Annotated in this window: 20 protein-coding genes and 2 pseudogenes; 11 read left to right on the forward strand and 11 right to left on the reverse strand. The window is 72.5% G+C overall.

Annotated elements, in window-relative coordinates; translation table 11 throughout:
- Positions 1-11: 11 nt before the first annotated feature.
- The 5 genes from OHT51_RS23130 (at position 12) to OHT51_RS23150 (ending at position 4,445) form a co-directional block, all read left to right on the forward strand.
- Entirely contained in the window at positions 12-293 is a 282-nt protein-coding gene (locus OHT51_RS23130) for a hypothetical protein (protein ID WP_328426784.1), read from the forward strand.
- Positions 294-367: 74 nt separating this feature from the next.
- Positions 368-1,648: a WS/DGAT domain-containing protein gene (locus OHT51_RS23135; RefSeq protein ID WP_328880824.1), complete on the forward strand. Its 1,281-nt coding sequence runs from the start codon at positions 368-370 to the stop codon at positions 1,646-1,648.
- A 26-nt stretch (positions 1,649-1,674) separates the two neighbouring features.
- Positions 1,675-1,968: an acyl carrier protein gene (locus tag OHT51_RS23140; protein ID WP_328880825.1), complete on the forward strand. Its 294-nt coding sequence runs from the start codon at positions 1,675-1,677 to the stop codon at positions 1,966-1,968.
- Complete coding sequence (locus OHT51_RS23145; RefSeq protein WP_328880826.1) at positions 1,965-3,173, forward strand: beta-ketoacyl-[acyl-carrier-protein] synthase family protein; 1,209 nt, start codon at positions 1,965-1,967, stop codon at positions 3,171-3,173. The genes OHT51_RS23140 and OHT51_RS23145 overlap by 4 nt, the downstream gene beginning before the upstream one ends.
- Before the next feature lie 27 nt (positions 3,174-3,200).
- Positions 3,201-4,445 carry a wax ester/triacylglycerol synthase domain-containing protein gene (locus OHT51_RS23150; RefSeq protein ID WP_328880827.1) on the forward strand — a complete coding sequence of 415 codons (1,245 nt, stop codon included), beginning with the start codon at positions 3,201-3,203 and terminating at the stop codon, positions 4,443-4,445.
- A 13-nt stretch (positions 4,446-4,458) separates the two neighbouring features.
- On the opposite strand, the gene OHT51_RS23155 is transcribed toward OHT51_RS23150, so the two are convergent.
- Positions 4,459-5,382, reverse strand: a complete 924-nt coding sequence (locus tag OHT51_RS23155) for an aminoglycoside phosphotransferase family protein (protein WP_443052536.1) — start codon at positions 5,380-5,382, stop codon at positions 4,459-4,461.
- An 18-nt stretch (positions 5,383-5,400) separates the two neighbouring features.
- On the opposite strand from OHT51_RS23155, the gene OHT51_RS23160 reads away from it, so the two are divergent.
- Positions 5,401-6,807, forward strand: a complete 1,407-nt coding sequence (locus OHT51_RS23160) for an NAD(P)/FAD-dependent oxidoreductase (RefSeq protein ID WP_328880829.1) — start codon at positions 5,401-5,403, stop codon at positions 6,805-6,807.
- A 92-nt stretch (positions 6,808-6,899) separates the two neighbouring features.
- On the opposite strand, the pseudogene OHT51_RS23165 reads toward OHT51_RS23160, so the two are convergent.
- From OHT51_RS23165 to OHT51_RS23180, 4 genes and pseudogenes are all read right to left on the reverse strand, one after another.
- Positions 6,900-7,247: pseudogene (locus OHT51_RS23165) on the reverse strand (MFS transporter); the annotation flags it as partial.
- Positions 7,190-7,393, reverse strand: coding sequence for a hypothetical protein (locus OHT51_RS23170; RefSeq protein WP_328880830.1), 204 nt, complete (start codon positions 7,391-7,393; stop codon positions 7,190-7,192). The pseudogene OHT51_RS23165 and the gene OHT51_RS23170, both read right to left, overlap by 58 nt.
- 39 nt (positions 7,394-7,432) lie before the next feature.
- Positions 7,433-8,413 (reverse strand): zinc-binding dehydrogenase, encoded by a 981-nt coding sequence (locus OHT51_RS23175; RefSeq protein ID WP_328880831.1) that lies wholly within the window; start codon positions 8,411-8,413, stop codon positions 7,433-7,435.
- A 73-nt stretch (positions 8,414-8,486) separates the two neighbouring features.
- Complete coding sequence (locus OHT51_RS23180; RefSeq protein ID WP_328880832.1) at positions 8,487-9,656, reverse strand: FAD-dependent oxidoreductase; 1,170 nt, start codon at positions 9,654-9,656, stop codon at positions 8,487-8,489.
- 175 nt (positions 9,657-9,831) lie between these two features.
- Between OHT51_RS23180 and OHT51_RS23185 the strand changes: the two genes are divergently transcribed.
- A complete protein-coding gene (locus OHT51_RS23185) occupies positions 9,832-10,554 on the forward strand; it encodes a pentapeptide repeat-containing protein (RefSeq protein WP_328880833.1) in 723 nt (240 codons plus the stop codon).
- A gap of 275 nt (positions 10,555-10,829) precedes the next feature.
- Here the strand turns inward: OHT51_RS23185 and OHT51_RS23190 are convergent, their stop codons facing one another.
- Positions 10,830-11,330 carry a hypothetical protein gene (locus tag OHT51_RS23190; RefSeq protein WP_328880834.1) on the reverse strand — a complete coding sequence of 167 codons (501 nt, stop codon included), beginning with the start codon at positions 11,328-11,330 and terminating at the stop codon, positions 10,830-10,832.
- A 226-nt stretch (positions 11,331-11,556) separates the two neighbouring features.
- Here OHT51_RS23190 and OHT51_RS23195 point away from each other — a divergent pair, with 226 nt between their 5' ends.
- Positions 11,557-12,963 (forward strand): M1 family metallopeptidase, encoded by a 1,407-nt coding sequence (locus OHT51_RS23195; RefSeq protein WP_328880835.1) that lies wholly within the window; start codon positions 11,557-11,559, stop codon positions 12,961-12,963.
- A gap of 39 nt (positions 12,964-13,002) precedes the next feature.
- Here the strand turns inward: OHT51_RS23195 and OHT51_RS23200 are convergent, their stop codons facing one another.
- From OHT51_RS23200 to OHT51_RS23210, 3 genes are all read right to left on the reverse strand, one after another.
- Positions 13,003-13,476, reverse strand: a complete 474-nt coding sequence (locus tag OHT51_RS23200) for a hypothetical protein (protein ID WP_328880836.1) — start codon at positions 13,474-13,476, stop codon at positions 13,003-13,005.
- Positions 13,477-13,482: 6 nt separating this feature from the next.
- Positions 13,483-14,460, reverse strand: coding sequence for a bifunctional GNAT family N-acetyltransferase/NUDIX hydrolase (locus OHT51_RS23205; protein ID WP_328880837.1), 978 nt, complete (start codon positions 14,458-14,460; stop codon positions 13,483-13,485).
- 144 nt (positions 14,461-14,604) lie between these two features.
- Complete coding sequence (locus OHT51_RS23210; protein ID WP_107906089.1) at positions 14,605-15,180, reverse strand: TerD family protein; 576 nt, start codon at positions 15,178-15,180, stop codon at positions 14,605-14,607.
- A 159-nt stretch (positions 15,181-15,339) separates the two neighbouring features.
- Here OHT51_RS23210 and arfB point away from each other — a divergent pair, with 159 nt between their 5' ends.
- The 3 genes and pseudogenes from arfB to OHT51_RS23225 form a co-directional block, all read left to right on the forward strand.
- On the forward strand, positions 15,340-15,777 hold the full coding sequence (gene arfB / locus OHT51_RS23215; protein ID WP_328426811.1) for an alternative ribosome rescue aminoacyl-tRNA hydrolase ArfB: 438 nt from the start codon (positions 15,340-15,342) through the stop codon (positions 15,775-15,777).
- A 129-nt stretch (positions 15,778-15,906) separates the two neighbouring features.
- Positions 15,907-16,059 carry a hypothetical protein gene (locus OHT51_RS23220; protein ID WP_328880838.1) on the forward strand — a complete coding sequence of 51 codons (153 nt, stop codon included), beginning with the start codon at positions 15,907-15,909 and terminating at the stop codon, positions 16,057-16,059.
- A 43-nt stretch (positions 16,060-16,102) separates the two neighbouring features.
- Positions 16,103-16,454, forward strand: a pseudogene (locus tag OHT51_RS23225) (sigma factor-like helix-turn-helix DNA-binding protein); the annotation flags it as partial.
- 100 nt (positions 16,455-16,554) lie between these two features.
- Here OHT51_RS23225 and OHT51_RS23230 read toward each other — a convergent pair.
- Together OHT51_RS23230 and OHT51_RS23235 are read right to left on the reverse strand one after the other, a co-directional pair.
- Complete coding sequence (locus OHT51_RS23230) at positions 16,555-17,061, reverse strand: GNAT family N-acetyltransferase (protein WP_328880839.1); 507 nt, start codon at positions 17,059-17,061, stop codon at positions 16,555-16,557.
- A 64-nt stretch (positions 17,062-17,125) separates the two neighbouring features.
- The gene (locus OHT51_RS23235) at positions 17,126-17,725 is read right to left on the reverse strand and encodes a flavin reductase family protein (RefSeq protein WP_384191838.1); all 600 of its coding nucleotides are present in this window, start codon (positions 17,723-17,725) and stop codon (positions 17,126-17,128) included.
- Between the last annotated feature and the right edge of the window lie 36 nt (positions 17,726-17,761).

A 17,761-nucleotide genomic window follows, 5' to 3' on the forward strand; every position in this document is an offset into this window, starting at 1 on the left:
ACGGAGAAGAAATGCGCAAGCTTCAGAAGGTCGCCCTCATGGGCGCCGTCCTCGGCAGTGTCGGCTCCTTCGGTGTCGGCACTGCCGTCGCCCACGGTGAGGGGCGGGCTCACGACGTCGACATCACGCAGGGCATCGAGTGCCGCTCGCACGACATGAACATCGACGTCCTCGGCAGCCTCGGCCTCATCAACGGCGCGCTGGGCAACGCCCTCAACGGCGAAGGCTCCCCGGGCGCGCAGCCCAGCCACCTCGGCTCGGACATGGGCTGCAACAGCGGAGCGCTCAAGTAGACCGTACGAAGAGTTCGGTTCGACGCCCGCTCCATCACGGGGCGGGCGTTTGGACTACGAGCCGGAGAGACCGCATGAGACTGTCCTATGCCGACGAGATGCTGCTGTTCAACGGGTGTCCGGGCGTCATCGGCCTGGCGGTGGTCCTCTCCGGCGAGCAGCCCGACGTGGATCAGGTACGGGCCCGTGTCGCCGAGCGGTGGGCGGGCCTGGAGCGGATGAACTGCGTGCTCGACGGTCCGGAGGGCGTCGGCGCTGCGGCACGGCAGGGGCTGTTCGGCCGGCGCGGACGGATGCGGTGGGTCGTACCGGGGCCGTTCGATCCCGTCGCGCATGTCGCCGTGGCGCGGCACAAGTTGGACGACCTGTGGGCGGAGAGTGTGGACCGGCCGCTCGCCGGCGGGGTGCCGCCCTGGCGGCTCTTCGTCGTTCCGGACGCGACGCACGGCGGTGACTTCGCCCTGGCGCTCGTGGCCCAGCACGCGCTGCTGGACGGGCGTTCCCTGGCGACGCTGTTGCGCTCGTTGATGGACGGCCCCGTGACGGCGCGGGAGTCGGCCCGGTCGGTGCCCCTCGCGCGGACCGGGCTGCTGATGGCGGGCCGCGAGCTCAGGACGATGACGGCCGCGGGGCAGGCCCTGCCGATGCGGCCGCCGGGGCAGACGTGCTCCTCGGTCGCGGTGACGGAACTGCCCGCGCACACGGTCCGATCCGCACGCAGGCAGCCGGCCGACGGCCGAGGCGCGACGCTGAACGAGCTGCTGGTGGGCGCCGTGGCCGGGGCGCTGCGGGCGCAGTACGGTCCGGTGCGGCGGTGGCGGCAGCGGGACGAGCCCGTCTACACGGCCGTACCGTGTGACCTGCGCAGTCGGGCGAACACGGGGGAACTCGGGAACACCCTCACGGTGGTCCGGGTGCCGCTGCCCGTCGACGTGGACGGTCCCGTGGCGCGGCTGCGGGCGTGTCAGGCCGCGATGGCCACCGTCCCCGACCGGGCCGCCGTCCACGCGAACGTGCTGTTCCCCGCCGCAGAAGCGGTTCGGCGGACGGGCTCCTGGGTCACCAGGTTTCTGGCCGGCCGCGGCCGGCACTCCTGCTTCGCGGCGACCGCGACCACGGCCATGAAGTGGCCGGGCGGACCGAGCACCTTCCAGGGCCGCCGGCTGGTGCGCACGGTCGGGCTGCCGCCCCTGCAGTACCCGGGCACCGCCAGCCTGACCCTGGCCCAGGCGGGGGACGCGTTCACGCTCACCGTGGTGTGCAACCTGCGCCCGAACGACGCGGGACGGCTCGCGGAGTCGGTCGTCACGGAGTTCGAGACATGGGCCCGGACGGCGACGCCGTCAGTGCCCTGACGGCACCAGGAGATGGAGGCAGTTGCATGGAAGCGGAACACGGCGGCGTAGCGGAACACGGCGACGTATGGGAAGCGCTGCGCCCGCTGTGCGCGCGGGTGATGTCGGTGCCGCCGGAGGCGGTGGTCCCGCAGGCCCGGCTGGTCGCCGACCTGGGAGCCGACAGCCTGGACATCACCGAACTGGAGGCGGCGTCGGAGGAGTTGTTCGGGGTGTCCCTGCGGGGGACCGACAAGGCCGCGGTGTCCACCGTGGGGGATGTCGCCGACCTCATCGTGCGGATGCGTACCCCTGCCGCCCGCAACACCCTCGCCCGATGACCGGCCGACCCGCGGTCGCCGTCACCGGCCTGGGAGTCCGCTGCGGGGCCGGAGCGAGCCCGGCGGCGCTCTGGGAGAGCCTCGTACAGCACCGTTCGGCTACGCGGCTGCACGCGTTCGACGACGAGGGCGCAGTCCGCTACCCCGCCTGCCCGATGACCGACTTCGACCCCACCGGCTACCTCGCGCCCAAGGAGGTGCGGCGGGCGGACCGGTCGGTGCAGCTGGCCGTGTGCGCGGCCGTGGACGCCGTCGAGGACGCCGGGGGGCTGCATGTCGGTCCCGGGCGGCGGGCGGTGGTCACCGGTACCGGGTACGGCGGGGTGATCAGCCAGGAGAACGGCATCGGGCATCCCGACGTGCTCTACGCGCCCCGGCTGATGAACAACGCGGGCGCGTACTGGGTCAGTGCCCGCCTCCGTATCACCGGGCCCAGCCTGACGATCTCCACGGCCTGTGCCTCGGGCACGCATGCGGTGGGTGAGGCGATGCAGATGATCCGGGCGGGGTGCGCGGACGTGGTGGTGGCAGGGGGCCATGACAGCCCGCTGACGCCCACGACCGCGCTGGCCTTCGGGCGGGCCGGTGCCATGGTCACCGAGTGCGACGATCCCGCTTCCGCGTCACGGCCGTTCGACATCGGGCGACGCGGTTTCGTCCTCGCGGAGGGGGCGGCGTTCCTGGTGCTGGAGCGGCTGGACCTCGCCCGCGCGCGGGGCGCCCGGATCTACGCCACGCTGACCGGATACGGACGTACCTCCGACGCCCACCACCTCACGGCACCGCATCCCGACGGTGCGGGGGCGCGGGCGTGCATGGAGCAGGCGCTCGCCGACGCCGGTACGACGGCCGACGCCGTCACCCACGTCAACGCGCACGGCACCGGTACCGAGCTGAACGACCTCGCGGAGGCGCAGGCCATCGCCGCCATGTTCGGTCCCCGTGCGGTGCCCGTCACCGCGCCCAAGGCCGTGACCGGGCACGGGCTCGGGCTGGCGGGAGCGCTGGAGGCCGTGATCACGGCAGTGTCCGTGCGGGAAGGGCTCGCGCCTCCGACCGCCCATCTGACGCGGCTGGATCCCCGGTGCGAACTGGACGTGGTCACCGGTGAGCCGCGCAAGATCCTGGACGGGCCGGTGCTCAGCAACAGCTTCGCCTTCGGCGGTCACAACGCCTGCGTCGTGTTCGACTCACCCCGCGGTTGATCACGAGAGCACGAGAGGTTGTGGAGCATGCGGCTGACCGCCGTCGAGGAAGGGCACCTGCGCAACGGGATGCCGGGGACGATCGGTATCGCCGCGGTGTTTCCCGGTGAGCCGTTCGACCTGGCGCAGGTGCGGTCCCGGGTCCGCGACCGGTGGGGCGGGCTGGACCGGATGAGCCTGGTGCTCGGGCGTCCCGGCGGGCCGGCCGCGCTGTCGGGCCACCGGTGGCGGACGGCCCGGCCGTTCGATCCCGGGGTGCACGTCAGCGCCACCGAGCAGGACCTGAGGTCCCTGCTCACCGACGGTGTCAGCGATCTGCTGCCGCCCGAACGGCCCCTGTGGCGGCTGCTGGTCACGCGGCAGGGCATCGTGCTGCTCGCCCATCACGCGCTGCTGGACGGCAGATCCCTGGAGACGCTGTTCCGGCTGCTGATGGACGACGCCGTCACCCCACGGGCCGGCGTCGCGGCCGGGGCGGACCCCGCCGCGGTCGTACGACAGCGGTCGCGCGTCGGAGCCGCCACGGTGTACCGGGAGCTGCGGCGCATCGGGTTCCCCGGCCAGCCCCTGCCCGCGGTGCCCGACCTGCGGCCCTCGGTGGCCGTGGTCGAGCTCGACCCGCAGGTGATGCGGGCCGCCCGACGCCAGCCGGCCGGCGGGCGCGGGGCGACCCTCAACGAGCTGCTGCTGAGCGCGTACGCCGGTGCCCTCCACGCCTGCTACGGGCCCCTGCGGACCTGGCCGAAGGCACCGACCCCGCTCTACGCCACCGTGCCGGTCGACCTGCGGACCCGCCAGAACGCGGGCCAACTCGGCAACGGAGTCACCGCACTACGTATGCCGCTGCCCGTCGACGTCGAGTCCCCGGTGGCGCGGCTGCAGGCGTGCCAGGACGAGGTCGCGGGGTTCGACCGCCGCTGCGACGCCCACCGCGCGTTCCTTCCCGCGCTGAAGGGCGCCGCACGGACCGTGCCCTGGCTGGCCGGGGTGATGGCCGAGCGGCTGGCCCGCCCCGAGCTCACCACGAGCCTGTGCACCGCGTTCAAGTGGCGGGACAACCCGAGCCGCTTGCACGGCCGCCCGCTGGCCCGCATCGTTCCCCTGCCGCAGCTGTCCCCGCCCGGCACGGCGAACCTCTGCCTCGTGCACACCGCCGACGCCTACACCCTCACCGTCGTCAGCCACCTGCGCGCCGGTGACGCCGAGATGATCGGTGACGCGGTCGCCCAGGAACTGAAGGCGGTGGCGGCGTCTGCCGCGTGGGTGAGCTGAGGGCCGCGGTCGGTCAGCCGCGCGGCGGGCGCAGCCTTCTGGCGATTTCCAGTTGCTCCTCGTCCAGCGGGCGGCCGTCCTCGATGTCCCAGAGGGAGTTCTGCAGGAGCCGGCCGTACGTCCATGCACGCGCGCGTGCCCGGTCCAGGCCGAGGACGTCGGTCATGGCGTCGAAGCGCCAGCGGATGTCGTCGGCTTCGAAGCGGTTGGCGAGGGCGGGCCACAGTTCGAAGCCCGGGTCGCCGGCGAGGGGCTTGGGGTCGATGGCGAGCCAGGGGGCGCGTGCGGAGGCGAGGGCGTTCTCGTCGTGGAGGTCCCAGTGCAGGAGGCGGTCGCCGGGCTCGTCGACGACTTCGCGTACGGCGGCTGCGCAGTCGGCGACGATACGGCGGGCCTCCGGGTCCGGGATGCACTCCAGCGCCCCGGGCGTCTGCTCCAGCATGTCCTGCGCGATGTCGCCGAGGCGGCGCAGGCCGGTGGGGGCGGTGAAGGACGTGAGGTGGGCCAGCAGACGGGCGATGACCAGGACCGACTCGTGGATGTCCGGCTGGTGGGCGAGCATGCGGGACGAGTCGAGGCGTTCGAGGAGCATGGTGCCGGTGGCCTCGTCGTGGTCGAGGAGGCGTACCGCCCCGTCGCCGTCCCACAGGCGCAGGGCGACCGGCTCGCCCTCACTCTCCTCGTCGAGGAGTTGCAGTTTCAGCACGGCCCGGGTGCCGTCCCGGCGGGTCACGGGGAGGACCAGGGCGCTGACCCCGTGCATCGGCCGTCCGTCGACCGTCAGGTCCCAGCGGTCGAGGAACGCGGCCGTCAGGTCCGGCAGCCCGGCGATGAAGGCACGGCCCGCCTCCCCGTTGTACTCCTGCTGTGATGCGGCGAGCTCCTGAGGAATGTCGATCACTTTGCGGACCCTACTGGGCTCCCGGAATCGGCTCACGCGAATTAACGTCCTCCCATGAGCAGCTCGGTCAACGGTGCCGTGAACGGCGCCATCTCCTTCTGGTACGCGCACGACGGCCTCCCCTCGGTGCGTGAGCCGCTCGCGGGGGACACCTCCGCGGACGTGGTGATCGTCGGCGGCGGGTACACGGGACTGTGGACGGCGTACTACCTCAAGAAGGCCGTCCCCTTCCTGCGGATCACCGTCCTGGAACAGAAGTTCTGCGGCTACGGCGCCTCCGGGCGCAACGGCGGCTGGCTGTACAACGGCATCGCGGGCCGCGACCGGTACGCGAAGCTGCACGGCCACGAGGCCGCCGTACGGCTGCAGCGCGCCATGAACGACACCGTCGACGAGGTCGTACGGGCCGCCGCGGAAGAGGGCATCGACGCCGGCATCCACAAGGGCGGGGTGCTCGAAGTCGCGCGTACGCCGGCCCAGTTGGCGCGGCTGAAGGAGTTTTACGCGCACGAGCTGTCGTACGGCGAGAAGGACCGCGAGCTGTACGGCGCCCGCGAGACCGCCGAGCGGATCCGGGTGGCCGACGCCGTCGGGTCGACGTGGACGCCGCACGGCGCGCGTCTGCACCCCGTCAAGCTGGTCAAGGGTCTCGCGGCGGCCGTCGAGGCGCTGGGCGTGACGATCCACGAGCTGACGCCGGTCACGGAGATCCGGCCCAAGCACGCGGTCACCCCGTACGGCACCGTCCGTGCGCCCTACGTCCTGCGCTGCACCGAGGGCTTCACGGCGGGTCTCAAGGGCCAGCGGCGGACCTGGCTGCCGATGAACTCGTCGATGATCGCCACCGAGCCGCTGTCGCCGGAGCAGTGGGAGTCGGTGGGCTGGGCGGGTCTGGAGACGCTCGGCGACATGGCGCACGCCTACATGTACGCGCAGCGCACCGCCGACGGGCGGATCGCGCTGGGCGGGCGCGGGGTGCCGTACCGCTTCGGCTCGCGCACCGACAACGACGGCCGTACGCAGCCCGAGACCATCGAGGCCCTGCGGGAGATCCTCGTCGGGTTCTTCCCGGCACTGGCCGGGGTGCGCGTCGACCACGCCTGGTCGGGCGTCCTGGGCGTACCGCGCGACTGGTGCGCCACCGTCACGCTGGACCGGTCGACGGGGATCGGCTGGGCGGGCGGCTACGTCGGCTCGGGCGTGGCCACCGCCAACCTCGCCGCGCGCACGCTCCGCGATCTCGTCCAACTGGACTCCGGACAGGGCCTGCAGACCGAACTGATCGACCTGCCCTGGGTCGGGCACAAGGTCCGCAAGTGGGAGCCGGAGCCGTTCCGGTGGCTCGGTGTGCAGGGCCTGTACGCCACCTACCGGGCCGCCGACCGGCGGGAGCGGGTGAGCGGGGCGGGGGAGTCGTCGCGGCTGGCCCGGGCGGCGGACCGGGTGGCCGGGCGGCACTGACACGGGCGCCGCCGCGGCGGTGGGTGGGGGAGGGGCTCCGCGGTCCGGTGGGGCCCCTCCCCCCGTTTGTGGAGGCCGGTCGGGGGCGGCTGTCAGGCCACCGACTCCGGGATCTGCGCCTCCTGCGCGGCACCGTGCTTCGGGGGTTTCGCCGTCACCATCAGGGCCGCGATCACACCGGCCAGCAGCATGATGGCGGCGGCCCACCAGATGGCGACCGTGTAGCCGTGCACGATGCCCTCCTTGGTGACCAGGGCCCGCCGGGCCCGGTCGGTCAGGTGGGCGGTGATGTAGGCGGCGCTGCTGGTGGTGGCGATGGTGTTGAGCAGGGCCGTACCGATCGAACCGCCCACCTGTTGCGAGGTGTTGATGGTCGCGGAGGTCACGCCGGAGTCCTGCGGTGCCACGCCGGCCGTCGCCGTGGCGAAGACCGGCATGAAGGCGGGAGCGCGATGTTCACGATGGTCGCGTCCAGGACGACGATGAGCTGCGCGAGCGCGATGATCACCAGACCCGACCAGCGGCGGGGGTCGACGTCCCGGGTGTTTCCCCCGTTCGGGTGACGGTCACCCGGCCAGAAGACCATGATTCGGGGCGTATCGATCTGGGGAGTGCTTGTGGCCGGTCACGGCTCCAGCACCACCTTTCCGGTGGTCGCACGGGTTTCGAGGGCGCGGTGCGCGGCCGCGGCCTCGGCGAGCGGGAAGCGCTGCACGGCCGGGGTGAGTCGGCCCGCGGCGGCCTCGGCGAGAGCGCGCAGTTCGAGGGTCTGCACGGGGTTGGGGCCGCCGGCCCGGCGCAGCATCGCGGGGCCGAGGACGTTCTCGGAGACGCCGTCGACCAGGTGGGGCTCACCGTCGTGCAGGCCTTGGCCGGACCAGCCGAAGACGAGGTGCCTGCCGCCCGGCGCGAGCAGGGCGACGCACTCGCGGGCCACGTCGCCGCCGACGCCGTCGAAGACGACCGTGGCACCCCGGCCGCCCAGGAAGGCGCGGACCTTCCCGGGCCACGCCGGGTCCGTGTAGTCGACGGCGAGATCGGCGCCGTTGTCCCGTACCCGGGCCGCCTTCTCCGGTCCCCCGGCCAGCCCCACGACGACGGCGCCGGCGTTCTTCGCGTACTGCACGAGCAGCGTGCCGATGCCGCCGGCCGCCGCCGGGACCAGGGCCACGGCCTCCGGGCCGAGCTCGGCGAACTGCAGGATCCCCATCGCCGTACGCCCCGTGCCGATCATGGCGACGGCCTCCGCGAAGTCGAGGTTCTCCGGGATCTCGTGGACGCGGTCGACGTCCGTGACGGCGAGTTCGGCATAGCCGCCCGGGGCGAATCCGAGGTGGGCGACCACGCGCTTGCCGAGCCAGAGCCGCGCGACGCCCTCACCGAGGGACTCGATGACTCCGGCGACCTCACGGCCGGGGATCGTGGGCAGCGCCGGCGGCTCGGGCGCCGGGCCCTGGATGCCCTGGCGCAGGGCCGTGTCGAGCAGGTGGACGCCGGCCGCCGCCACGGCGATCCGGACCTGGCCGGGGCCTGGCACGGGATCGGCGACCTGCTCGTGGGCGAGGTTCTCGGCCGGGCCGAAGGTGTGCAGTCGGATGGCGTGCATCAAGATCCCCCAGGAGACGGGCCACGTGGACGGGCCATGTGCTCGGAAGCTGTCGAGAAGCCAGCCTTCAACCTCAAGCTTGCTTGAGGTCAAGGGCGTTCCGGCCGAGGGCCAGGGAGACGGCCGCGAGCGCGCTGTTGAAGGAGACCTCGGACAGGACGCCGGGAGCGGCGACCTGGTCACCCGCCAGGTAGAGCCCGTCGCCCCGGTCGACGGCCGGACGGTCGCGCCAGCTGGTGCCGGGCAGGTCGACGGCGCCGGTACGGCCGCTCGCCACGGACTCGCGCCGCCAGGTGACCCGCTCGCGCCAGCCGGGGAAACCGAGGTCGAGGAGCTGCTCGGCGCGCTCGATGCCGGCGGCCCTGCTCTCGTGCGGGGCGATCGGGATCTGCCCCTGGATCAGCTGCTCACCGGTCGGCGCCAGCGACCGGTCCTGCGCGGTGAACCGCTCCAGCCACCCCGTCCCGTCGAGATCGGAGACGGCGAAGGCGTCCCCGCGCCGGGTGCGCACGGCGAGGTCGATGAGTGCCGTACGCCCGCTGGTCCACGTCAGCGAGTCGTCGCCGAGGAGGCGGCGGGCGGCGTCGAGGGAGGTCGCGACGACGACGGGCGCGTCGGTCGTCAGGTCGTCGAGGCTGTCGATGCGGGAGAGGGTCTCCATCCGCACCCCGAGGTTCCACGCCCGGGCCGCCATCCGGTCGATCATGGTCGCCCAGCCGCCGCGCGGGTAGTGCGCCTCCGGCGGCAACTTGGTGGCCCGGCGCAGCCGTTCCTGCACGAACGCGGCCGACAGGGCGCCGGGGTCGTGGTGGAACAGCGCGACGGCGGAGTAGTGCGCGGCGGCACGGGCGCCCTCGTCGCCGGCGATGCCGGTGGCCCAGGTCATGAAGTCGACGTCCACGGGCGCCTGCGGCAGGCCCCGCCGCAGCAGCTTCAGCATGGCGAACGGCGGAGTCCGGCGCAGGACGCCCCGGTGCCGCAGCCGCAGCCGGGCCGCCTCCAGGGGCGGGATCGGCGCGAGCGGCCCGATGAGGTCCCGCTGCTTGAGCCAGGCCCAGTGCGGGCCTCCGCTGTAGAGGGCGTGCGGTCCTTCGTTCGTCCGGTACGGCCCCTCGGCGGTCCGCGCCCGCCCGCCGAGGGTGTGGTGGGCTTCGTACACGGTGACCTTGGCGCCCGCCTCGGCGGCGGTGATGGCCGCGGTGAGTCCGGCGAAGCCGCCGCCGATGACGGTGATGCGGTGCATGGCTGGGGGTCTCCCTCGTGCTCGGGGTGGCCTTGCTTCCCTGTTCTGTGAGTACGACGGTCCTGGGCGCGCGGAATGTGACATGGGGGTGGTGGGGGTGCGGGGCCCGGGCGGGGTCGGCGGGGTGTCGGCGCAGGTCGGAGGGATTGTCAGTGGTGGGGTGCAGCATGGGGGCATGGCGAGGCGAGCGATGGGTGCGGGCGGCGGTTCCGGCGGGGCGGGCGGTCCGGGCAGGGGCGGCGGCGTGAAGCGCGCGCGGCGGCCCGAGGTGCGGCTGCCGCGGCTGGAGCCGTTCCGGGACGGGGAGTTGGAGCCGGACGGGGACTACGACGGCCTGGAGTTCCGGGAGGAGGACCTCACCGGACAGGACGGCGGGGGCGCCCGCTTCATGGACTGCGCGCTGCGGGGCTGCGCCCTGGACGAGACGAGACTGCACCACGCCCGCATCCTCGACTCGGTCCTCACGGGCCCGCGCGGTGTCGGGACCGACCTCGCCGAGTCGACCCTGCGCGATGTGGAACTGGTGGACGCCCGGCTGGGCGGGGTGCAGCTGCACGGGGCGGTGCTGGAGCGGGTCGTGATCCGCGGCGGCAAGATCGACTACCTGAACCTGCGCAAGGCCAAGCTCAGAGACGTCGTCTTCGAGGGGTGCGTCCTGGTCGAGCCGGACTTCGGGGGTGCCCGGCTGGAGCGGGTGGAGTTCGTGGACTGCGCGCTGAAGGGGGCGGACCTCACCGGGGTGACCCTGACGGACGTGGACCTGCGCAGGGCGGGCGAGCTGGACATCACGCGGGGGGTGGAGCGGTTGGCCGGGGCGGTGATCAGCCCTTCGCAGCTGCTGGATCTGGCGCCGGTGCTGGCGGCGGCGGTGGGGGTGCGGGTGGAGGCTGACGAGTAGGGCGAGGGGCCCGGGGTCCAGGGGGGCGCGGGGCGATCAGGGGGCTGGTGGCCGGACGCCGGTGTGCGGTGCACGGGCGCCTGCGGTATGATCAATCTCGAGCTGGTCGCCGGAACTCGCGGTGGTCGGTGTTGCGTTGGTGGTCCAAGGAAAGACGTCCCGCTTCCTGCGGGGAGATGCAGGTGCAAGGCCTGCCCGGCGCTCGGATCAGGAGCCCCATCCCACGTTGTTCGGGATGGGGCTCCTTCGTTGTCCGTGTCCGTCGGCCGGCTGGGCTACGCCTGCCTGGGAAAGCGGGCCTGGAGGGTCCAGATCGCCGGGTTCTCGGCCAGGTCCTCGTGCAGGTCGATCAGGTCGGCGATCAGGTCATGCAGGAAGTCGCGGGCCTCGCGGCGCAGTTCGGCGTGCGAGAAGGTCAGCGGGGGTTCCTCCGCCCGCATCCAGTCGGCCTCGATGTCGACCCAGCCGAAGCGGCGCTCGAACAGCATGCGGTCGGTGGACTCGGTGAAGTCCAGTTCCGCGTGCTGGGGGCGGGCGGCGCGGGAGCCGGCCGGGTCCTGGTCCAGCAGCTCCGCGATGTCGCACAGGGCCCAGGCGAAGTCGAGCACCGGCACCCATCCCCAGGCTGTGGACAACTCCCGGTCCGCCTTGGTGTCGGCGAGGTAGACGTCGCCGCAGAACAGATCGTGGCGGAGGGCACGGACGTCCGCGCGACGGTAGTCCGTCTGCGGGGGGTCCGGGAAGCGGTTGGAGAGGGCGTAGCCGATGTCGAGCACGGGGGTGATGGTGTCACGGGTCGGCGCGGGGCGTGGTTGCGAGGTGGGGCGGCTGCGCGGTTCGGGCGCGGGCGGGGGCGGGGGTGTTCTGGCCCGGCTGGTGCAGGCATGCGGGCTGGCGGTGTTCTGGCTCGGGTGGTGCTGGCAGGCGGGCCGGGCGGTGTCGTGGGGCGGGGCTGTGCGCCGAGGTGACGGTGGTGTGGTCCGCGCTCATAGGATCACTGGTGTGTCCCGTTCCGTGCCTGTTGTTCCGGCCATCGCCTGTGGTGTGCTCGCCCTCGTGCTCACCGCGTGCGGCGGCGTCCACGGCACCCCCGGTGCTTCCGGTGTGCGCGACCCGTACTTCCCCAAGGCCGGCAACGGCGGCTACGACGTCACGCACTACGACCTCGACCTCGCCTACGACCCCGACGACCGCCGCCTCACCGGCACCGCCGAGATCACCGCACGTGCCGGCAAGGACCTCTCCGCCTTCGACCTCGATCTGAAGGGCATGGACGTCGAGCGGGTCACGGTGGAGGGCGAGCGTGCCCGCTGGAGCCGTAGCGGCCAGGAGGTCGTCGTCCGGCCGCGCGACGAGCTCGGCGAGGGCGAGACCTTCCGGCTCACCGTCCGCTACTCCGGCACCCCGCAGACCATCACCGACCCGGACGGCTCGGAGGAGGGGTGGCTCCCCACCGCCGACGGTGCGCTCGCGCTCGGCGAGCCGACGGGGTCCATGGCGTGGTTCCCCGGCAACCACCACCCGTCCGACAAGGCGTCGTACGACATCGCGGTGACCGTCCCCAAGGGGCTCCAGGTGGTCTCCAACGGTGAGTTGGCCGAGCGGACCACCGGCGGCGGCCGTACGACGTTCCACTGGCGCGCCGCCGAGCCGATGGCGAGTTACGTGGCCACGCTCGCCATCGGGGACTACGACATCCGCCGCTCCAGCGTGCCGGGCGCGGCCGGCAGCGCGCTGCCCGTCTACACCGCCGTCGCCCCCTCCCAGGCCCGCTCCAGCCGTGAAGTCCTGGCCCGGCTCCCCGAGATCGTGGAGTGGGCCGAGTACAACTTCGGTCCCTACCCCTTCTCCTCCACCGGCGCGATCGTCGCCCGCGAGAACGCCTCCGCCTACGCCCTGGAGACCCAGAACCGGCCCGTCTTTCCCGGCGCCCCCGGCACCGAACTGCTCGTCCACGAGCTGGCCCACCAGTGGTTCGGGAACTCCGTGACGCCGGAGAGCTGGCGGGACATGTGGCTGAACGAGGGCTTCGCCACGTACGCGGAGTGGCTGTGGCAGGAAGACAACGGCGGCGACAGTGCGCAGGAGACCTTCGACGCCCTGTACGACCACGGCGAGGACGAGTACGAGGACCTCTGGTCCTTCCCGCCCGCCAAGCCCAGGAGCGCCGCGCACATCTCCGGTGAACCGGTCTACCAGCGTGGCGCGATGGTGCTCCACAAGATCCGCCAGGCCGTCGGCGACGACACCTTCTACGACATCGTCCAGGGCTGGACGGCCGAACACCGGCACGGGAACGCGGACACCGGGGACTTCACCGCGTACGTGGAGAAGACGGCCCCGGACGAGGACTTCACGTCCGTCTGGGAGGACTGGCTGTACGGGGACGGAAAGCCCGAGCAACCGTGACGCCGGCCCGTCGGCCCGCCGTCCCGTTGCGACGGCTGCTCAGGATCCCCGCTCCAGATCCCGCCGCATCGCCGCACGGGCCGCCCATATCGCCTCCGCGTGCTTGAGCCGCCGCTCCTGCAACTGCGGTGAGTCGAGCGGTGGATCACCGGCTGCGAACGCGTCCTGGAGGTCCCGCAGGGTCGCGTAGACGGTCTCGAGCAGGTCGGACATCTCCTGCGGCGCGCAGATCAGGGCGGTCTCACGGGCCTCGTCGCAGCCGGAGGACCTGAACGCCTCCCGTACGGCCGTCTCCCGCGCCGCGTCCGCCTGGTCGCGGCCGGTGACCGCCGCCGCGTGCATGGCCTCGTAGGCCAGGCGGTACTTCGTCAGGACCGTCACATAGATCTGGCGGCGTTCCTGCCGGGTCCGGTCGGTCAGGTCCCGGCGCCAGCGGGCGCGGTCCGCGAGCAGCGTCGAGCCGATGCCGACGAACGCGCCGAGGGCGGTGCCTGCCAGGGGCGTCCAGTCCACGCCGGTTCAGGCCTCCCCGCCCGCTTCCCACTCGTCCAGCAGACGGGCCAGGTCCGGGGGCCACAGGGGTTCCGGGGCCTTGGCGAGGTCTGCTCGGGTCCACCACTGCCAGGTGAGGATGCCGTCGGCGGCGTGGGCTGCGGGGAGGCCGGGGCCGGTCGGGTCCCGGTGCGGGCCACGGGTGACGTAGATGTGCTCGTGTTGGCGGACCGGGGTGCCGGAGTGGGTGAAATCGTGCTCCCAGGTGCAGAGCAGGGGGCCCAATTCGAGGTCGGTCCAGCCGGTCTCCTCGCGCAGCTCGCGCAGGGCGCCCTCCTCGGGTGTCTCGTCCTCCTCCAGGCCGCCGCCGGGCAGGGCCCAGTGGACACCGACCTCGACGTTGTCGTACCGGAACATGAAGACCGAGCCCTCCGGGTCGAGTACGGCGACTCGGGCGGCCTGGCGCGGGGTGCGCGGGGCGCTGTCGGGATCGATGAGCGGCTTGCGCAGGACCGTGCAGGCGCGGCCGAGCTGGAGGTCCTCGCCGTAGCCGATGACCTCGTAGTCGAGGGCGGTCCAGAAGGCGATGGCGCCGGGGTTGTTGTCGAGGACGGCGAGGCGTACGGCCGTACGGCCCGCGGCGCGCAGGCGGTCCTCGACGAGGGCGGCCAAGCGGCGTCCGTGCCCCTGGCGTTGGGCGCTCGCGTCCACCATCAGCAGGCCGATCCACGGATCGGGGTCGGACGGGTCCGGGTGCCGGCCGAGCGTGATCACGATCCCGACCAGCTGCCCTGCACTGCGGGCCAGCAGGACCTCCACGTCAGGGTTGGCCAACTCGTCGGCCAGCGCGGCCGCCACCTGCTCGGGCCGTACGTCGTCCGGGTCCGGGAACTCGCCGCTGAGCGCGTGGAACTCACGGTTGGAGGCGTACAGCGCGGTGAGTTCGGTGAGGAGCGGGGCCGGGATGTCGTGGTCGGGGCTGAGGGGGAGCGGGTCGAGGATCACGTGGGGCAACCTATCGAAGACATGAACGATCGAAGACGGGGATGATCGAGGCGGCCTTGGACGATCGAGGCGCTGGACGACCGAAGTCCCTGAACGCCGGAACCCCCGGCCGAAGCCAGGGGTTCCTGCACAGCGAGGCGTCCGTCAGACGTTCACGCCGAAGTCCTGCGCGATGCCCACCAGGCCCGAGGCGTAGCCCTGGCCGACGGCGCGGAACTTCCACTCGGCGCCGTTGCGGTAGAGCTCGCCGAAGACCATGGCGGTCTCGGTGGCCGCGTCCTCGGACAGGTCGTAGCGGGCGATCTCGGCCCCGCCGGCCTGGTTGACGATGCGGATGTAGGCGTTGCGGACCTGGCCGAAGTTCTGCGAGCGGTTCTCCGCGTCGTAGATCGAGACCGGGAAGACGATCTTGTCGACGTCGGCCGGGAGGCCGGCCAGGTTGACGTTGATCGCCTCGTCGTCGCCCGCGCCCTCGCCGGTGCGGTTGTCACCGGTGTGGACGATGGTCTGGTCCGGGGTCTGCTTGTTGTTGAAGAAGACGAAGTGTCCGTCCGAGTAGACCTTGCCCGTGGGGTTGACCGCGATCGCCGAGGCGTCGAGGTCGAAGTCCGTGCCGGTGGTGGTGCGGACGTCCCAGCCGAGGCCCACGGTGACGGCGGTCAGGCCCGGTGCCTCCTTGGTGAGCGAGACGTTGCCACCCTTGGACAGGCTTACAGCCATTGTTGGGAGTCCCTTCCCTCGTTGCGGTACGGCTAGAAGCTACAGCTACCCCTATGAACGCGGAGAGGGGTACCTCAAGTTCCAGGTGTCTTTACTTTCTTTGCCAAAGAGCACCCGTAGGGGATATTCGCGTGACGTGGACCGGACAGAAGCGGGAACATGTACGGCATGTCTGGTCCGTACGTCATCCGTGGCTCCGTCTCCCTGCCCGAGGCCGAGCTCATGTGGCGTTTCTCGCGATCGAGCGGCCCCGGGGGCCAGCACGTCAACACCAGTGACTCCCAGGTCGAGCTGCGGTTCGACCTGGCGAGCACGGCCGCGCTGCCCGAGGTGTGGAAGCAGCGGGCGCTGGAGCGGCTGGCCTCGCGCCTCGTCGACGGTGTCCTCACCGTCCGCTCCTCCGAGCACCGCTCCCAGTGGCGCAACCGCGAGACCGCCGCCGTCCGCCTCGCCGCCCTCCTCGCCGAGGCGACGGCCCCGCCACCGAAGCCGCGCACACCGACCCGCATCCCCCGCGGCATCAACGAACGCCGGCTGAGGGAGAAGAAGCAGCGCTCGGAGACCAAGCGGGGGCGAACGGGGCGGGGCTGGACGTAGTCCGGTCGGCGCCGCCTGTCACCTCCGCCATGCGGGGGAGACGGTCGCGACCTTCGGACGATCCGCGGACACCGGATCGGTGGCGACGATCGAGGCGCATACCGTCACCGTCCGGATTGGATCCTCATCGTGCTGAAGTGGACCCTGCGCGCTGTCGCCGTCCTCGCCATCGTCGCCGCAATCGCCACCCCGGTCGCCGTGCTCGCGCCCGCACCCGAAGCAGCCGTCGCCTCACCCGCTGTCGCCGTCACGTCGCCGTCCCTCCATCCGTCAGCGCGGTGACGACGGACTGCGACGACGGACTGCGGCGGCCGTGGCTCACCGGATGCTCGGGTCGGTCGTCGAGGCCGGGGACGCGGTGCAGGAGGCGTGGTCTCGGGTGAGCCGGTCCGATACCGCCCGTATCGACAATCTCGGGGGTGGCTGACGAGCAGGACGCGCTCCTCGCCGACTCGGTGGGCGTCGCCCTGGTGGTCGTGCTGGACACCCTGACGCCCGCCGAGCGGCTGGCGTTCGTGCTGCATGACCTGTTCGAGGTGCCGTTCGAGGAGGTCGCGGACGTCGTGGACCGTACGCCCGCCGCGGCGCGGCAGCTTGCCGGCCGGGCCCGGCGCCGGGTGCAGGGCGCCGACGTGACCGGGGCCGACCTGGGTGCGGCGGGGGCCGTCGTGTCGGCCGACGGGCGGGTGGAACGGGCCCTGCGGTTTGCGTGCGTACGGGACCGGATCGCCGTGATCGACATCGTGACGGACCCCGAGCGGGTGTCCCGGCTCGACCTCAGGCCGATCCAGCCGGCGCGGTGCCGGTGCGGTCCAGCTCCAGCACGCCCACCGTCTCGCCCTCGCTCGTCTCGCCGTTGGGGCGGAAGCCGAGGCTCAGATAGAAGCCCTCAGGGCCGTTCTCGCCGGGGTGCCAGGTGACGTACAGCTGCCTGTCGCCCCGGCGGCGGAGCTCCGCGGCCACCGACTCGACCGCGAACCGGCCGTACCCCCGGCCCTGTTCGTCCGCGGCGATGTTCAGCCGCCACAGCCCGGAGCGCAGGAGGCTGCCGTCGCCGCGCCAGTCGATGTCGAAGAAGGCCATCAGGAACCCCACCGGGCGGCCGCCGTCGACGATCAGGCGGGGCCAGGCGACGCCCGCGGGGTGGGCGTACGCCTCGGCCAGGGACTGCATCACCGGCGAGACCGCGAATTCCTGTTCAGGGCGAACGCGTATGCCGGTGGCGGCCTCGAAGTTCGCGGGTGTGATTTCTTCGAGGCGCGGCGCGGAAGTGGTCGACGTCATCCCGGCACCGTAAGGCGGATGATCAGTTCCCCGCCATGGAATTGCGAACGGTCCCGTCCGCTGATCATCCCAACTGCCGGTAACGGCCCCGGAAATACGTAAGCGGCCCCCCGTTCGCACTCGGCAGAGAGGCCGACAGGACGCGGCCGATCACCAGAGTGTGGTCGCCTGCCGTCACGCGCTGCTCGGTGCGGCACTCCAGGGTGGCCAGGGCGCCGCCCACGAGCGGGGCGCCGGTCTCCTCGCCGCGGACGTACGGGATGTCGGCGAACAGCAGGCGGTCGCTGACGCGGCCCTTCATGGCGAAGCGGCCGGCGATGTGGCGCTGGCTCTCGGCGAGGACCGATACCGCCCACAGCGGCTGCTCGTCGAGCAGGTCGTCCATGCGGGACCCCTCGCGCACGCTGACCAGGACCAACGGCGGGTCCAGGGACACTGACATGAACGCCGTGGCCGTCATGCCGACGTCCTCGCCGACGGGTGCGTGCGGGTCGTCCGGGTCCAGCGGCGGCTCCAGGGCGGTCACCAGGACCACACCGGCGGCCAGCCGCGACATGGCGGCACGGAACTCGTCGTTGCTCACTCCCTCAGCATGCCCGGCGGCGCTGCGCGAGGCGGGGAGGACGGCGGTCACGGGCGGCGCGGGCGGTGAAGTGTTCGGCACGCCGAAAACGCTAATGTCGGCACTGCGCACCCGGCA

It is taken from the genome of Streptomyces sp. NBC_00299 (assembly GCF_036173045.1).
GTDB lineage: Bacteria > Actinomycetota > Actinomycetes > Streptomycetales > Streptomycetaceae > Streptomyces > Streptomyces machairae.

Bases quoted from the DNA above. Each gene is read 5' to 3' on its own strand.
- OHT51_RS23130 (WP_328426784.1), top strand. From the start codon at position 12: ATGCGCAAGCTTCAGAAGGTCGCCCTCATGGGCGCCGTCCTCGGCAGT.
- OHT51_RS23135 (WP_328880824.1), top strand. From the start codon at position 368: ATGAGACTGTCCTATGCCGACGAGATGCTGCTGTTCAACGGGTGTCCG.
- OHT51_RS23140 (WP_328880825.1), top strand. From the start codon at position 1,675: ATGGAAGCGGAACACGGCGGCGTAGCGGAACACGGCGACGTATGGGAA.
- OHT51_RS23145 (WP_328880826.1), top strand. From the start codon at position 1,965: ATGACCGGCCGACCCGCGGTCGCCGTCACCGGCCTGGGAGTCCGCTGC.
- OHT51_RS23150 (WP_328880827.1), top strand. From the start codon at position 3,201: ATGCGGCTGACCGCCGTCGAGGAAGGGCACCTGCGCAACGGGATGCCG.
- OHT51_RS23160 (WP_328880829.1), top strand. From the start codon at position 5,401: ATGAGCAGCTCGGTCAACGGTGCCGTGAACGGCGCCATCTCCTTCTGG.
- OHT51_RS23170 (WP_328880830.1), bottom strand. From the start codon at position 7,393: ATGGTCTTCTGGCCGGGTGACCGTCACCCGAACGGGGGAAACACCCGG.
- OHT51_RS23175 (WP_328880831.1), bottom strand. From the start codon at position 8,413: ATGCACGCCATCCGACTGCACACCTTCGGCCCGGCCGAGAACCTCGCC.
- OHT51_RS23180 (WP_328880832.1), bottom strand. From the start codon at position 9,656: ATGCACCGCATCACCGTCATCGGCGGCGGCTTCGCCGGACTCACCGCG.
- OHT51_RS23185 (WP_328880833.1), top strand. From the start codon at position 9,832: ATGGCGAGGCGAGCGATGGGTGCGGGCGGCGGTTCCGGCGGGGCGGGC.
- OHT51_RS23210 (WP_107906089.1), bottom strand. From the start codon at position 15,180: ATGGCTGTAAGCCTGTCCAAGGGTGGCAACGTCTCGCTCACCAAGGAG.
- arfB (WP_328426811.1), top strand. From the start codon at position 15,340: ATGTACGGCATGTCTGGTCCGTACGTCATCCGTGGCTCCGTCTCCCTG.
- OHT51_RS23230 (WP_328880839.1), bottom strand. From the start codon at position 17,061: ATGACGTCGACCACTTCCGCGCCGCGCCTCGAAGAAATCACACCCGCG.